The 15,283-nt window shown below is 61.1% G+C and carries 13 protein-coding genes; 5 read left to right on the top strand and 8 right to left on the bottom strand.

The window, feature by feature from the left end; all coding sequences use genetic code 11:
* Window positions 1-22 precede the first annotated feature (22 nt).
* From rarD to PseuLF5_RS04460, 3 genes are all read right to left on the bottom strand, one after another.
* Complete coding sequence (gene rarD / locus PseuLF5_RS04470) at window positions 23-904, bottom strand: EamA family transporter RarD (protein ID WP_267794937.1); 882 nt, start codon at window positions 902-904, stop codon at window positions 23-25.
* A 285-nt stretch (window positions 905-1,189) separates the two neighbouring features.
* A complete protein-coding gene (locus PseuLF5_RS04465) occupies window positions 1,190-2,203 on the bottom strand; it encodes an aldo/keto reductase (RefSeq protein WP_123468410.1) in 1,014 nt (337 codons plus the stop codon).
* Between the two features lie 69 nt (window positions 2,204-2,272).
* The gene (locus tag PseuLF5_RS04460; protein WP_340133026.1) at window positions 2,273-3,172 is read right to left on the bottom strand and encodes a LysR family transcriptional regulator; all 900 of its coding nucleotides are present in this window, start codon (window positions 3,170-3,172) and stop codon (window positions 2,273-2,275) included.
* Between the two features lie 98 nt (window positions 3,173-3,270).
* On the opposite strand from PseuLF5_RS04460, the gene PseuLF5_RS04455 reads away from it, so the two are divergent.
* Window positions 3,271-3,627, top strand: a complete 357-nt coding sequence (locus tag PseuLF5_RS04455; protein ID WP_340133025.1) for a hypothetical protein — start codon at window positions 3,271-3,273, stop codon at window positions 3,625-3,627.
* 45 nt (window positions 3,628-3,672) lie between these two features.
* On the opposite strand, the gene PseuLF5_RS04450 is transcribed toward PseuLF5_RS04455, so the two are convergent.
* The gene (locus PseuLF5_RS04450; protein WP_123468416.1) at window positions 3,673-4,983 is read right to left on the bottom strand and encodes an MFS transporter; all 1,311 of its coding nucleotides are present in this window, start codon (window positions 4,981-4,983) and stop codon (window positions 3,673-3,675) included.
* 172 nt (window positions 4,984-5,155) lie between these two features.
* Here PseuLF5_RS04450 and PseuLF5_RS04445 point away from each other — a divergent pair, with 172 nt between their 5' ends.
* The 4 genes from PseuLF5_RS04445 to PseuLF5_RS04430 all read left to right on the top strand — a co-directional run bounded on the left by PseuLF5_RS04445 (window position 5,156) and on the right by PseuLF5_RS04430 (window position 10,874).
* The gene (locus tag PseuLF5_RS04445; protein ID WP_267794932.1) at window positions 5,156-6,277 is read left to right on the top strand and encodes a sugar diacid recognition domain-containing protein; all 1,122 of its coding nucleotides are present in this window, start codon (window positions 5,156-5,158) and stop codon (window positions 6,275-6,277) included.
* 245 nt (window positions 6,278-6,522) lie between these two features.
* Complete coding sequence (locus PseuLF5_RS04440) at window positions 6,523-7,674, top strand: glycerate kinase (RefSeq protein ID WP_128616145.1); 1,152 nt, start codon at window positions 6,523-6,525, stop codon at window positions 7,672-7,674.
* Between the two features lie 345 nt (window positions 7,675-8,019).
* Complete coding sequence (locus tag PseuLF5_RS04435) at window positions 8,020-9,645, top strand: methyl-accepting chemotaxis protein (protein ID WP_340133024.1); 1,626 nt, start codon at window positions 8,020-8,022, stop codon at window positions 9,643-9,645.
* A gap of 41 nt (window positions 9,646-9,686) precedes the next feature.
* Complete coding sequence (locus tag PseuLF5_RS04430; protein WP_123468424.1) at window positions 9,687-10,874, top strand: pyridoxal phosphate-dependent aminotransferase; 1,188 nt, start codon at window positions 9,687-9,689, stop codon at window positions 10,872-10,874.
* Window positions 10,875-10,991: 117 nt separating this feature from the next.
* Here the strand turns inward: PseuLF5_RS04430 and PseuLF5_RS04425 are convergent, their stop codons facing one another.
* Genes PseuLF5_RS04425 through PseuLF5_RS04410 form a run of 4 tightly spaced genes read right to left on the bottom strand, consistent with a single transcriptional unit; the run spans window position 10,992 to window position 15,165 of the window.
* Window positions 10,992-11,969 (bottom strand): 2-hydroxyacid dehydrogenase, encoded by a 978-nt coding sequence (locus tag PseuLF5_RS04425; protein ID WP_267794924.1) that lies wholly within the window; start codon window positions 11,967-11,969, stop codon window positions 10,992-10,994.
* A 13-nt stretch (window positions 11,970-11,982) separates the two neighbouring features.
* Complete coding sequence (locus PseuLF5_RS04420) at window positions 11,983-13,281, bottom strand: MFS transporter (protein WP_340133023.1); 1,299 nt, start codon at window positions 13,279-13,281, stop codon at window positions 11,983-11,985.
* 59 nt (window positions 13,282-13,340) lie between these two features.
* Window positions 13,341-14,390, bottom strand: coding sequence for a sugar kinase (locus PseuLF5_RS04415; RefSeq protein ID WP_340133022.1), 1,050 nt, complete (start codon window positions 14,388-14,390; stop codon window positions 13,341-13,343).
* Window positions 14,383-15,165 (bottom strand): sugar phosphate isomerase/epimerase family protein, encoded by a 783-nt coding sequence (locus tag PseuLF5_RS04410; RefSeq protein WP_340133021.1) that lies wholly within the window; start codon window positions 15,163-15,165, stop codon window positions 14,383-14,385. The genes PseuLF5_RS04415 and PseuLF5_RS04410 overlap by 8 nt, the downstream gene beginning before the upstream one ends.
* Between the last annotated feature and the right edge of the window lie 118 nt (window positions 15,166-15,283).

The raw sequence follows: 15,283 nt of genomic DNA, 5'->3' as shown, positions 1-15,283 counted from the left end.
CCACATTTGTTTTGTCGTGCGATTAAGGACGGCGCTGCCGCATCAGGTGTTTGAAGCCTTCAAACACCAGCACCACAACGGCGAGCCAGATCGGAATGTAGGTCAGCCATTCACCGGCCTTGATGCTTTCACCCAACAACAGCGCGACACCGAGCAACAGCACCGGCTCGACATAACTGAGCAAACCGAACAGGCTGAACGGCAACAAGCGACTGGCGATGATGTACACCACCAGCGCTGACGCACTGATCAGGCCGAGCAGCGGAATCAGCCACATCAGCCCCGGGTATTGGTCGAACACGCCCAAACCTTGCTCGCCACCCTGCACAAACCACCACGCCACGGGCAGCATCAGCGTCATGTCGACCCACAGTCCGCCAAGGTTGTCGGTTTTCAGGTATTTGCGTAGCACGAAATACAGCGGATAGCCGACCACGACCACCAGAGTCGCCCAGGAAAAGCCGCCGACCTGATACAACTCGTTCAACACGCCGAGGCTGGCGAAAAACACCGCTACTTTCTGCAGGTACGACAGGCTTTCGCCGTAGGCTATGCGCCCGGTCAGCACCATCGCCAGTGGCAGCAGGAAGTAGCCCAGCGACACATCCAGGCTGTATCCATTGAGCGGCGCCCACATGAACAGCCACAGTTGCACGCCCAGCAGGGCGGCCGAAACAATCAGCCCGCCAATCAGTTTCGGCTTCGCGACCATCAGGCGGATCAGTTCCAGTACTCGTCGCCATTCGCCGGAGACCAGCATGAACACGGTCATGCACGGCACGGTCAGCAGCATCCGCCAGCCAAAGATTTCTACGCCGCTCAATGGGGTGAGCAGCGAGGTGTAGTAATACATGACGGCAAACAGCACCGAGGCTGAAACCGATAGAGCGATACCTTTAGACAAACTGTCCTCGCGGGTGGGTGATCAAACGGGGCGCGAAGGATACGTGGTTTTCGTGCTGAATATTGGCCGAGCGATCAATATTTCACACACGACCTCAGAAGCCCCTCACCGTGACCCTCTCCCAGAGGGAGAGGGGCCTGAATCGGGATGTCTTGCGATAGTGCGCGACGCGAAAGACCGAGTCGATCATGGATTCACCACGCAGGTCCCACGCCAAAGCGTAGCCTCAATATCTGCCAATCGGTGCCCTCTCCCAGAGGGAGAGGGCTACAGAGGGCGAGGATCTCAAGCCGAATGCGGTTTACGGCCCGACACGAAATGGCTCACATCATTGAACCCTGGTGTCGAGGCATGCCCCGGCGTCACCAGCGAGTCGATAAACGCCTCATCTTCCGCCGTGATCTTCACCGCTTGCGCCTTGGTGTAGGCGTCCCACTGGGCTTCTGTGCGCGGGCCGACAATCGCCGAGGCCACCGCGCTGTTATTGAGCACCCAGGCAATGGCGAATTCGACGATGCCCACCCCACGCCCCTCGGTGTATTGCTGAATCTGCTGGGCAATGCGCAGCGACTCGACCCGCCATTCGGTTTCCAGAATGCGTTTGTCCTGACGCCCGGCGCGGCTGTTGATATCCGGGGCTGCATCGGGCGCGTACTTGCCGCTGAGCACGCCACGGGCCAGCGGGCTATAAGGCACCACACCGAGGCCATAGGTTTGCGCGGCGGTGATCTGCTCGGTTTCGGCCTGGCGGTTGACGATGTTGTACAGCGGCTGGCTGATGACCGGGCGGTCGACACCCAGTTGGTCGGCGACGCGAATCACCTCGGCAATCCGCCAGCCGCGATAGTTGGACAGCCCCCAGTAACGGATCTTGCCCTGACGGATCAGGTCGCCGATGGCCGAGATCGTCACGTCCAGCGGCGTGTTGTGGTCTTCGCGGTGCAGGTAATAGATGTCGAGGTAGTCGGTGCCCAGTCGTGTCAGGCTGGCATCCAGACCATTGAAGATATGTTTGCGGCTCAGGCCGCTGCGGTTCGGCACGCCGTCCACCGGACCAAAGCCGACTTTGGTCGCCAACACCCACTCATGCCGGTTGCCGGCAATCGCTTCGCCGACGATCTCTTCCGAACGGCCATTGGTGTAGACGTCAGCGGTGTCGATGAAATTGATGCCCTGATCCCAGGCCTTGTCGATGATGCGCAACGACTCTTCGTGGCTGGTCTGCTCGCCGAACATCATCGTGCCGAGGGTGAGGGTAGACACCTGCAAGCCCGAGTGACCCAGTGTGCGATAGCTCATGCCGAAATCCTTTCTGTCGGTGGGAAAGCGTTCATCAAATACCAGATGCGTGTGACGGGGCAAAGTGAATTATCGACTCAATGCCGCACATCGCTCGCGCAAAAATGCCTGCAAGACCTTGACCCGCTCGGACACCTGAACCCGGTGTGGACAGAGCAGATTGAATGGCACGCTTTCGCCGTGCCAGTCGTCGAATAACGTGCGCAGGCGTCCGGCGCGCGCGTCTTCGGCGACATCCAGCCAGGCCTTGTAGGCGATGCCATGCCCGGCCAGCGCCCAGCGCCGGGCGACTTCACCGTCGTCGCTGAGGTAGTCGCCGTGGACTTCGACTTCGACGGCTTCATCGTCACGGTTGAAACGCCAACTGTTGTAGGGGCGGCCGTTGCGCAGGTAGAGCAGGGCACTGTGATCGCCCAGTTCCGTCGGGTGCTGTGGTGTGCCATGACGGGCCAGATAATCGGGGCTGGCGCAGGCAACGCGGCGATGCGTCGGCAAAATCGGCAACGCCACCAGCGTCGAGTCGCTCAGCACGCCGAAGCGCAGCGCGATGTCCACGGTTTCGCGAAACAGATCGGCGTGGCGGTCGTTGAGCAGCAATTGCAGGCGGATATTCGGGTGTGCGCGCTTGAAATCGTCCAGCCACGGCAGTAACACGTTGCGGCCGAAGTCCGAGGGTGCCGCCAGTTGCAACACGCCGTTCAGGCCTTCACCTGATTGTTTCAGCGCTTGTTCGCCGTCGGCCAGTGTCGCCAGGGCCAGGCGCACACTGTCCAGATAACGCCGGCCTTCCTCGGTCAGGCGCATGCTGCGGGTGGAGCGTGCGAGCAAACGGATACCGAGCCGGGTTTCCAGGCGTTTCAGGGCAATGCTGGCAGCGGCCGGGGTCAGTTCCAGCGCCCGTGCAGCGGCAGAAATACTGCCGGAATCGGCCACGCGGACGAAAATCTCCAGATCGAGAATCGAGCTCATTGCTAAAAATCCTTTAAAGATCTTTGCGTTTTAACGGGATTTTTCCGTGATTGGCAAGCCGTGATACTGCAATCAATCAACAACCGCAGGAGATGAGCATGACCTGGACATTCGATCACCTGGCCTTCAACACCGCCGATGGCCAGAGCTTGCAGGACAGTTTCGCCAGCTTGCTCGGCCTGACGCCGGGGCGCCGACCACCGTTTCCGTTTCCCGGGCGATGGCTGTATCAGGATGCGCACGCCGTGGTGCACGTGATCGAGCAGCCGACGTTCGACGATACGGCGTTGAGCCACATTGCCTTTCGCACGGATGAGCCGGCAGAAGCCGTGCTGCAACGGGTGCGCGACAGCGGTTTGCCGTATCAGGTGGCGCAGGTGCCGGAGGACGGGATCTGGCAGATTTTTGTGCAGATGCCGGGTGGCGCGGTGATCGAATTGGATGCGTTGGCTTGAGTGCAAAAGATCGCAGGCTGCGATCTTTTGCGTTTTACAACGTGATCAGGCGCGCAATGTGCGGGTCATGCGCAACGCCAGCAGACTGCCGCCGACAATCACCGCCGCCAGCAGGTACAACGCCGCATCGGTGGAGCCGGTGGTGTCCTTGACCCAACCCACCAGATAAGGGCTGAGAAATCCGGCCATTTGTCCCATGGAGTTGATCAACGCCAGGCCTCCGGCGGCAGCACCGGCACTCAACATCGCCGTCGGTACTGGCCAGAACATCGGCAGGCCGGTCAGCGCGCCCATGGTCGCAATGGTCAGGCCGAGAATCGCAATCGCCGGGTTGGCGGCGAAATTAACCGCGATCACCAGACCGATCGCGCCCATCAGCATCGGCACCACCAAATGCCAGCGACGCTCTTTGCGCAAGTCCGCCGATCGCCCGACCGCCAGCATGAACACCGCTGCCAGCAGGTACGGAATCGCGCTCAGCCAGCCGATCACCAGGTTGTCGCTGAAGCCGAGGTTCTTGATGATCGACGGCAGCCAGAAGTTGATCGCGTACACGCCACTCTGGATGCAGAAATAGATCAGGCCGAAGGCCCAGATCGCCGGGTTCTTGAACACCGCGATTAATGAATCGGAGGTGGTTTTCGGTTTGTTCGCGAGGTCTTCGGCCTGATCGGCCTCCAGCACTGCACGCTCGTGCGGGCTCAGCCATTTGGCGTTGGCGAAGCTGTCGCTCAACAGGAAATAGGCGAGGGCGCCGAGGATCACCGTCGGGATGCCTTGCAGCAGGAACATCCACTGCCAGCCGGCCAGACCGCCCTGGCCCGCCGCGAAGTGATTGAGAATCCAGCCAGAGAACGGGCTGCCGAGCAGGCCGGACACTGGAATTGCCGACATGAACAGCGCCATGATCCGCCCCCGGCGGAAGGTCGGGAACCACTGCGAGAGGTACAGCACGACGCCTGGGAAGAACCCGGCTTCGGCCGCACCGGTGAACAGGCGCAGGGTGTAAAACTCGGTCGGCGTGGTGACGAACAGCAGGCAGGTCGACAACGTGCCCCAGGTAATCATCATCAAGGCAATCCAGCGCCGCGGACCGAATCGGGTCAGGGCCAGGTTGCTTGGCACGCCGCACAGCACGTAGCCGATGAAGAAAATCCCGGCACCGAGGCCGTAGACGGTTTCACTGAATTTCAGGGCATCGAGCATCTGCAGTTTGGCAAATCCAACGTTGACCCGGTCGAGGTAGTTGAACAGGTAGCAGATGAAGATGAAGGGGATCAAACGCAGGGTGATGCGTTTGTAGACGGCGTTTTTATCGTCTGCGATGGTCTGGGTAGCTGCGGCGCTGTGCGACATAGCGGCTCTCTCTTTATTATGATTTTTGGCGATGCAAAGGGTAACGTTGATCGCCCTGAGAGTCTCGGCCACCGGTGGCCGGATTGTCTTTGTGCCTGAGCACAGGGTTTGCCGCCAGACCCTGTGCGGGTGAACAACCTGTCCGTGCCTGTTTTCAAGGATTCCAGCGCTTATGTTCGAACTCGATCACGACCTCGCCCAAGACATCGTCGACCGTGCCATGGCCATTTTGCCCTACAACGTCAACGTCATGGACAGCCAGGGCTTGATCCTTGGCAGTGGCGAGCCGGAGCGGATCAACACCCGTCACGAAGGTGCGCAATTGGTGCTGGCCAACGGTCGGGTGGTAGAGATTGACGCGCAGACCGCCGTGCATTTGAAAGGCGTGCAGCCGGGCATCAATTTGCCGCTGTTGCTCGATCAGCGCTTGATCGGCGTGCTCGGCATCACCGGCGAGCCGGAGCAGTTGCGCACTTACGCCGAACTGGTGCGCATGACCGCGGAAATGCTCGTTGGCCAGCGCAATCAACAGGCCGAACAGCAATGGCGCCGTCAGCGTTGCGATGACTTGCTGGCGCTGTTGCTCAGCGAGGCGGGGGATTCGCCACGCCTGATCGACGAGGCGCAGCAACTCGGTCTCAAACCGCAATTGACCCGGGTGCCGTATCTGTTCGAATTGGGTATGGAGCACGGCCCGGGGCAGACCGTCGAGGCCCTGAGTGCCTGGCTGACCTCACGTTATCCCGATAGCTGGTGCGTGAGTTCGGCAAAGTCGTCGCTGTTGTGGTGTCGACCGGCGAGCCACAACGTCGAATCTGACCGCTTGCTGGAAAAGCTCGACGGCCTGGGCTGGAATATTTTGCGCATCGCCGTGGGCGGGCAGGCGGATGGGCTGGTCGGGTTGCGCCGTTGCTATCGGCGGGTCGGCGATCTTCTGGCGTATGGACGAGAGGTGCTGCCGCACTCGCGTTTGCTGACGCTCAATCGTTATCGGCTGCCGGTGATGCTGTGGCGGCATCGCAATGACGATGCGCTGGATGAATTGCTCAAGCCGTTGCGCAAGGTCATCGCCAAGGACGGCAACGGCCAGTTGCTGGCGACGTTGCGCAGTTGGTGCGAGCACGACGGGCAAAGCCAGGCGTGTGCGGATGCGCTGGGGATTCATCGCAACAGTTTGCGTTACCGGATGGAGCGGATTGCCGAGTTGAGTGGGGTTGATCCGTTAAGGCTGGACGGGATGCTGGCGTTGTATCTCGGCGTGCAACTCCTGCCCCAGACTGATCCTGCGGCATGAGTTGTTCTTGCTGCCGCCATCGCTGGCAAGCCAGCTCCCACAGTCTCTGCGGTGGTTACAAAATTCATGGTCACTGAAGTTCCCTGTGGGAGCTGGCTTGCCAGCGATAGGGCAGGAACATTCAGCCTCGATTCCAGGGCCTTTGTGAAAATGAACAATAAACGCCCACAGCGCTTGTGCAGCGGACAGGCGTCAATGTGCGGGCTGACTGGCAGCATGAGGAGCATTGGAACTGGAGAATTCGCATGAAGATCGTCATCGCCCCCGATTCGTTCAAGGACAGCCTGAGTGCCCAGGGCGTCGCCGAGGCCATTGCTTTGGGCCTGGCGCAAGTCTGGCCACAAGCCACGCTGGTCAAATGCCCGATGGCCGATGGCGGTGAAGGCACGGTCGACTCGATTCTCGCCGCGTGCGAAGGCGAACGGCGCCGCAGCCGCGTACGTGGCCCGCTGGGCGTGCCGGTGGACGCGGCGTGGGGCTGGTTGCCGCACAACCACACCGCGATCATCGAGATGGCCGAGGCCAGCGGTTTGCAATTGGTGCCGCCGGGGCAACGTGACGCCTGCATCAGCAGCACCTTCGGCACTGGTGAGTTGATCCGTGCGGCGCTGGATGCTGGCGCGCAACGAGTGATTCTGGCGATTGGCGGCAGCGCGACCAACGACGGCGGCGCCGGCGCGATGCAGGCGCTGGGGGTGAAACTGCTGGATGCGCAAGGTCAGTCGCTGGTGCCGGGCGGTCTGGCACTGGCGCAATTGGCGCGTCTGGAACTGAGTGACCTGGACCCGCGTCTGGCCCACGTGCGCTTCGACATCGCCGCAGACGTCAACAATCCACTCTGCGGTCCGCACGGTGCTTCAGCGATTTTCGGCCCGCAAAAAGGTGCATCGCCTGCCCAAGTTCAGCAACTGGATCAAGCGCTGGGCCATTTTGCCGAACACTGTGCACACGCCTTGGGCAAAGACGTGCGAGATGAACCGGGCAGCGGTGCAGCCGGTGGTCTGGGATTTGCTGCCAAGGCGTTTTTGGGCGCGCAATTTCGGGCCGGCGTGGAAGTGGTCGCCGAACTGGTGGGCCTCGCCGAAGCGGTGAAAGGCGCGGATCTGGTGATCACCGGCGAAGGCCGTTTCGATGCGCAGACCCTGCGCGGCAAAACCCCGTTTGGCGTGGCGCGGATTGCCAAACAGCAGCAGGTTCCGGTGATCGTCATTGCCGGCACTCTTGGCGAGGGCTATCAGGAACTCTACGGCCACGGCATTGATGCCGCATTCGCCGTTACCAGCGGGCCGATGCCCCTTGAGCAGGCCTGCGCCGAAGCGCCGCGATTGCTGCGTGAACGTGCGGCCGACATCGCCCGTGTCTGGCAGATGGCCAAGAATCAGCCCGATCAGCATTGATTAACCTGTGGCGAGGGAGCTTGCCCGCGCCGGGCTGCGAAGCAGCCCCAACCCTCTTGGTGTCAATCCTTCGGATCCACCGTGTTCGATGATTCCAAGACTGCTGCACAGCCGAGCCGGAGCAAGCTCCCTCACCACCGACTTTGCTCAAACGCTCACGGTGTTTCATCGCTGTAACACCTTGAAAAATAGTTCCGTTTTACATGAAACCTTCCTAAAGCCTGGCCGATACAGAGATCAGGCGCACACAGATTCCCTTGAACCGTGACGCCAGACCGGTCCCGCTCCAAGGACTGGTGATGACGGCAAGGACGCTCGCAGCTACCTCTATCCGAGAGTCCAACCATGTCTTTGCGTAATCTGAAAATCGCGCCCCGTGCCTTCCTCGGTTTTGCCTTTATCGCCTTGCTGGTGATTGTCCTTGGCGTGTTCGCCGTCAATCGCATGTCGATCATTCGCCAGGCCTCCATCGACATGGATACCAATCAACTGCCCAGCGTCACCTACCTTGGCGTGGTGACGGAAAACGTGTTGCGCCTGCGGATTCTGTCGTTCCGCATTCTGGTCAACCGCGAGCCGGCCGGCCTGCAAGAGGCGCAGACGCGGATTGGCGTGTTGGTGGATAAGGTACGCAGTGCTCAGGCCAGCTACGCGGCATTGCCTGCGGAAGCCGAGGAGCGTGCCCTGTACCAGGCGTTCGCGACGACGCTCGACAATTACCTGCAAGCGCAAAACCAGATGATGGACTTGTCGCGTCAGGACAAGGTCGAGGAGATGCGTACCCTGATTAACACAAAGATCAAGGAAGGCACCGACCGGATGGGCGAGCAGCTCAACAAGCTGATCGCGATCAACGCAGCGGGTGCCAAAGTCGCCTCCACTCAGGCAGGTGAGTATTACGACAGCGCCATTACCGGCATCATCATTGTCGCGGTGATTGCTGCGTTGGCGACGGTATTGCTGGCATTGCTGCTGACGCGCAGCATCGTTACGCCGTTGAACCGGGCGGTGCTGGTGGCGCAAACCATTGCCGATGGCAATTTGAGCAAAGCCATCGAAATCGACGGCAAGGACGAAGCCACGCAACTGCTGCAGGCTCTGGCCACGATGCAGACCAACCTGCGCAAGACCATCGAGCAGATTGCCGGCTCCGCCACCCAACTGGGCGCCGCAGCCGAAGAGCTCAGCGCGGTCACCGAAGAAGCCTCCCGTGGCCTGCAACAGCAGAACAACGAAATCGAACAGGCCGCCACTGCCGTCAACGAGATGACCGCCGCCGTGGAAGAGGTTGCACGTAACGCCGTCTCAACCTCCGAGGCCTCGAACCAGTCGACCCAGGCCGCCCGTGAAGGCCGCGATCAAGTGGTGAAAACCGTCGACGCGATTCAGACCATGACCCACGACGTGCAGAGCACCGCGCAAATGATCGAAGGCCTGGCGGCGCAGGGTCGGGACATCGGCAAAGTGCTCGACGTGATCCGCGCCATCGCCGAACAGACCAACCTGCTGGCGCTCAACGCAGCTATCGAAGCGGCGCGTGCCGGTGAGGCGGGTCGTGGTTTTGCGGTGGTGGCTGACGAAGTGCGCGCACTGGCCCATCGCACCGCGCAATCGACTCAGGAAATCGAAAAAATGGTCGCCGGCATCCAGAACGGCACCGGTGAAGCGGTTTCGTCGATGCAGCAGAGCAACCAGCGCACCCAGACCACCCTGGAAATGGCCCGCGCCGCCGGCGTCGCCCTTGAGCAGATCACCCAGTCGATTCATCAGATCAACGAGCGCAACCTGGTGATCGCCAGCGCCTCCGAAGAACAGGCGCAAGTGTCCCGCGAAGTTGACCGGAATCTGGTCAATATCCGCGATCTGGCTACGCAATCGGCTGCCGGGGCCAACCAGACCAGCGCCGCCACCCATGAGCTGTCGCGTCTGGCGGTGGATTTGAACGCCATGGTGGCGCGTTTTGTGATTTGAGATAGGGTGAAGGCTGGAGATTGCGCAAACAGGAGACGTGCATGCGCTATTCAGCCTTGACTCAACGAATCGCCGGGGAGGGCGCAGCGGCCTGGCAGATTCACGACCGAGCGCTGGAGTTGCGCGCTGAGGGCGTCGATGTCCTGCTGCTGAGTGTGGGCGATCCGGATTTCGATACACCGCTGCCGATCGTCCACGGTGCCATCGACAGTCTGCTGGCCGGCGATACGCATTATGCGGAAGTGCGCGGCCGCTTGGCCTTGCGCAAACTGATTGCCCGGCGGCATCAGCGACGCTGCGGTCAGGCGGTCGATGCCGACCACGTGATCGTGCTGCCGGGGGCGCAATGCGCGGTGTATTCAGTGGCGCAATGCCTGCTGGATCCGGGGGACGAGGTGATTGTCGCCGAGCCGATGTACGTCACCTACGAAGGCGTGTTCGGCGCCTGCGGGGCGACCGTGGTGCCGGTGCCGGTGCGTCCGGAAAATGGCTTTCGCGTTGACCCCGCCGATGTCGCTGCACGCATCACCGGCAAGACCCGGGCGATGCTGCTCAACAGTCCCAACAACCCCTGCGGCGCGAGCCTGTCACTGCTGATCTGGCAGGAACTGGCGGCGCTGTGCATTCGTCATGACTTATGGCTGATCAGCGATGAGGTCTACAGCGATTTGCTCTACGAAGGCGAGCACATCAGCCCGGCGAGTCTGCCGGGTATGGCGGAGCGCACGGCGACCATCAACAGCCTGTCGAAATCCCACGCCATGACCGGGTGGCGGATCGGTTGGTCGATCGGGCCAAAAGCGTTGGCCGAACACTTGGTGAATCTGTCGTTGAGCATGCTGTTCGGTTTGCCGGAATTCGTGCAGAAAGCCGCGCAGGTTGCGCTGGAAACGGACCTGCCGGAAGTGGCGCAGATGCGCGAGGAGTATCGCTTGCGCCGGGATCTGGTCTGCGAGCGGCTGCAGGGCTGCCCGGGTTTGCAACCGATCCGCCCGGATGGCGGCATGTTCGTGATGGTCGATGTGCGCCAGACCGGGTTAGGCGCTCAAGCGTTTGCCGAGCGCTTGCTGGAAAATTACGGCGTGTCGGTGCTGGCTGGTGAGGCGTTTGGGCCCAGTGCAGCGGGGCATATTCGCATCGGGCTGGTGGTGGATCGGGTCAAACTGGCGGACGCCTGCTCGCGGATTACACTGTGTGCGGCGCAGCTGTTACAGGCGCGCAGTGCCTGATGGTTTTGTGTTGCCTGTACCGGCCTCTTCGCGAGCAAGCTCGCTCCCACAGGGGAATGCGTTTCAAATGTGGGAGCGAGCTTGCTCGCGAAGGCGGCATGACAGCCACCGATTAATTCAGCCCTGCCAAGCCGATGGATTCACCAGATTCGCAGGTTTTTCCCCAGCCAGTGCCGCCAGCAGATTCTCCACCGCACAGCGCGCCATCGCTTCGCGCGTCTCATGCGTTGCCGAGCCCATGTGCGGCGTCGCCACCACATTATTCAGTTGCAACAACGGCGAGTCATGCTGCAACGGCTCACGCTCGAACACATCCAATCCCGCCGCACGAATGCGCTGATGACGCAGCGCTTCAATCATCGCCGCCTCATCCACCACTTTGCCCCGCGAAATGTTAATGAAGATGCTTTGCGGACGCATCAGCGCAAACTCCTCAGCACCAATCAAGCCTTCGGTCTGCGCGGTCAGCGGCAAGGTCAGGCAAATGAAGTCGGCCTGCTGGAGCAGCTCTTCAAGGCTGCGATATTGCGCATCAAACCGCGCCTCGACTGCCGGTTTGCGCGACTGGCTGTGATAGATCACCGGCATGCCAAAACCGAAATGCCCACGCTGGGCCAACGCTTCACCGATGCGGCCCATGCCGATGATGCCCAGGGTCTTGCCATGCACATCGGTGCCGAAATGCGCCGGGCCGATATTGCGATGCCACTGGCCGCTGCGCACCATGTTTGCCAGTTCCACTACGCGCCGGGCAGCAGCGAGGATCAGCGCGAAACCGGTGTCGGCGGTGGTTTCGGTGAGCACATCAGGCGTGTTGCTGAGCAGGATCTTGCGCCGCGTCAGGTAGTCGATGTCGTAGTTGTCGACGCCCACCGAGACGCTGGCAATCGCCTCCAGCTTCGGTGCCAGATCGAGTAGTGCCGCATCCAGCTTCAGACTGGCGCCAAGCAAACCGTGGGCGCCGGGCAGGGCGTCGCGCAGTTTCATCAGGCCGTCGCTGTCGAGGCTGTCGATCAGCGTCACGTCGAACCGTTCGTGCAGTCGCGCCATCAGCACTGGCGAGAGTTTCTTGTACAACACAACGTGTTTTTTCATGGCAAGCATCTCTTCAGGAATGAGCCGGCACGGGACGCGTGGCAGCGGCTTTGGCCACGACGCGATCGCTTGCGCCGGGCTTGAGAAAAATCGTCAGCACCACCGATAACATCAGCGCGCCGCTCATCAGCAGGTAAGACGCACCGGGCGAACCGGTTGAGCTATTGAGGTAGCCGACCAGATACGAACCGCCGAACGAACCGAGCGCGCCCATGCTGTTGATCAACGCCATCGCACCACCCGCCACGTTGGCCGGCAGAATCTCCGGAACGATGGCGAAAAACGGTCCGTACGGCGCGTACATGCAGGCGCCGGCAATCACCAGCAGCGTGTACGACCACCAGAAATGCTCAGCGCCCAGTGCGTAAGAGCCGTAGAACGCAATGGACGCGATCAGCAGCGGCGGCCAGACGAAGCGTTTGCGCTTCTGCAACTTGTCCGAACCCCACGACACCACGAGCATGCCGATCACCGCCGCCAGGTACGGCAGCGCCGACAGCCAACCGGCTTCGATCATGTCCATTTGCGCACCGGCCTTGAGGATCGACGGCAGCCACAGCACAAAGCCGTAAACGCCGATGCTCCAGCAGAAAAACTGCAGCGCAAGGACGATCACCTTCGGCGAGCGGAATGCCTCGGCGTAATTCTTCACCGCTTTGATCCCGACCTGTTCAGCCGCCAGCGCACTCTCCAGATCGTGTTTTTCCTGGTCGTTGAGCCACTTGGCCTGGGCCGGGCGATCATCGGCCAGGCGCCACCAGATAAACGCCCAGAGCACCGCCGGCAGGCCTTCGATGATGAACATCCAGCGCCAGCTGAAATGCTGCACCAGATAGCCCGAAACCACCGACATCCACAGCATCGTCACCGGGTTGCCGAGGATCAGAAACGTGTTGGCCCGAGAGCGTTCGGCGCGGGTGAACCAGTGGCACAGGTACACCAGCATCGCCGGCATCACGGCCGCTTCGACCACGCCGAGCATGAAGCGGATGACGATCAGCCAATAGGCGTTGGAGACCACGCCGGTCAGGGTGGCGAGGCCGCCCCAAAGGATCAGGCTGACGAAAATCAGTTTCTTCACGCTGTGTTTTTGCGCGTAGATCGCACCCGGCACCTGGAAGAAAAAGTAACCGAGGAAGAACAGCGCCCCGAGCAGCGATGACAGGCCCGGTGTGATCATCAGGTCTTCGGCCATGCCCGATGCGGCGGCGAAGCCGTAGTTGGCGCGATCCAGATACGCCAGGCTGTAGGTGATGAACACAATCGGCATGATGTACCACCAGCGGCGGGCGGCGAGGGTTGCGGTTTTCATGGGTCTTGCTCCTGAGCTTGTTGTTTTTGTCGCAGCAGGTTCAATGAATCGGTTGCCTGTCAGGGCCTCATCGCTGGCAAGCCAGCTCCCACAGGGATCTCGGGTATGTCAAAGATTGCATTGCCACCACCAACCCTTGTGGGAGCTGGCTTGCCAGCGATGGCGGCCTCAAATTCGCTGAAGAGTTCAGCCCGGGTTGGAAGGCCCTCCATATCCCCGCGACTCTGCACCGCCCGACTGCCAATCCAGTTCGCACGCTGCACCGCCTCGGCAAAACTCTGGTGCTCAAGCAGGGCACTGATCATCCCCACCGCAAAACCGTCACCGGCACCGACCGTGTCGACGACATGCGCCACCGGCACACCGGCGACAAACCCCGATGCCAGATGCGTGCGGTAATAAGCGCCTTGCGGCCCAAGCTTGATCGCCACCGCTTCGGCACCTTGATCGAGATAAAACGCAGCAATGTCCGCCGGGTCTTCGAAACCAGTGAGCAAACGACCTTCACTCAAACCCGGCAGCACCCAATGGGCGAGGGCGGCGAGGCGGTTGATCTCGCCGATCATCTCGCGCTCGCTGGCCCACAGGCTCGGACGCAGATTGGGATCGAACGACACGCTGCGCCCGGCATTGCGCATGCGTGTCATCAGTTCAAAGGACATCTCCCGTGTCGAGGCCGATAGCGCCGGCGGGATGCCGGTGGCGTGCAGATGGCGGGCGCTCAGCAAGCGGTCGGTGATGGATTGCGGCGACAGGCGACTGGCCGCCGATCCCCGGCGGAAATACTCGACCTGCGGATCGCTGCCATCATCGTTACGGGACTTGAACTGGAAACCGGTCGGATGCTGGTTATCGACATCGACATCGACATGGCTGCAATCCAGACCTTCCCTGATCAGAGTCTCGACGACAAAACGGCCGAGGGAATCGTTGCCGACCCGACTCAACCAGGCGACGTTGAAGCCCAGCCGCGACAACCCGATGGCCACGTTGCTGTCCGCGCCAGCGATGCGCTTGTGAAAGTGTTCGACGGTTGCCAGTTCACCGGTTTGCTCAGCGACCAGCATCGCCATGGTTTCGCCAAACGACAGAATATCGATCTCAGACATGAGCAGGCTCCAGGCGGGACTGGCCGAGGTGGGCGAGGGCGGCGACGTGTTCACGGGTCAACGCCACCAGGTTGTCTCCCTGCAACGGGTATTCGGCGGCGCGCATAACGCCTTGGGCCATGTGCCGCAACAGTTGTTCCCACAGATGCAGGTCACTGACCGTCGGCGGCACCGCCACCAGTTTGCCGTCCGGGCGGCGGGCAACGGCTTTGCAATGCACGTAACCGACGTGCCGGCCCAACAGGCGCGCAGCATTCGCGGCGGACTGGTCCTGCCACTGCCAGTTGCCGATGTCGAAGGTCATTTTGATCGGCAAGTTGTGCTGCTCGACGGCGGCGAAGAAACGCTGAAACGGTTCGATGCGCCCGCCGTGCAAGGTCTGGTCGTTCTCGACCAGCAACTGCACCGGGCTGAGCTTCAAGCGTTCGGCCAGGGCTTGCAGATCGTTGGTGTCTGTGAAGTAGCCGAGGGAGACTTTCAGCCATTTCGAGCCGAACGCTTCGGCGTTTTGCAGCGCGTTGATCAGCTCAGGATTGGGCCGCGACTGGCCGGCGAGCCACAGCTCAGTGGGCGAGGAATAAATACTTTGCAGGCCCTGCGCTTGAGTGGCGGCGCTCAGTTGCGCGGGCACTTCGCGGGTCAGTAATTCTTCGCGCCATTCGATGCGATCGGCACCGGCGGCGGCGAGCACGTCGATGAAAAAATCCTGCCCGCGCTGGCGCACGAGCTCGGCACCGTAGCTAGACAGACTGATGGAAACGGCGGGTTTATTCATTGTTATTGACCTCTGAAACCGGTTTCATTTTTGTTCAAAAAAATATCAGGTGTTTCTGTGGTGTCCTTCTGGGCCTCATCGCTGGCAAGCCAGCTCCCACAGGTTTAGAGATGTACCA

Source organism: Pseudomonas sp. LF-5, from assembly GCF_037626295.1.
Lineage (GTDB): Bacteria > Pseudomonadota > Gammaproteobacteria > Pseudomonadales > Pseudomonadaceae > Aquipseudomonas > Aquipseudomonas monsensis.
The sequence above is the reverse complement of the archived record's forward strand: the minus strand, read 5'-3'. Positions and strand labels throughout refer to the sequence as shown.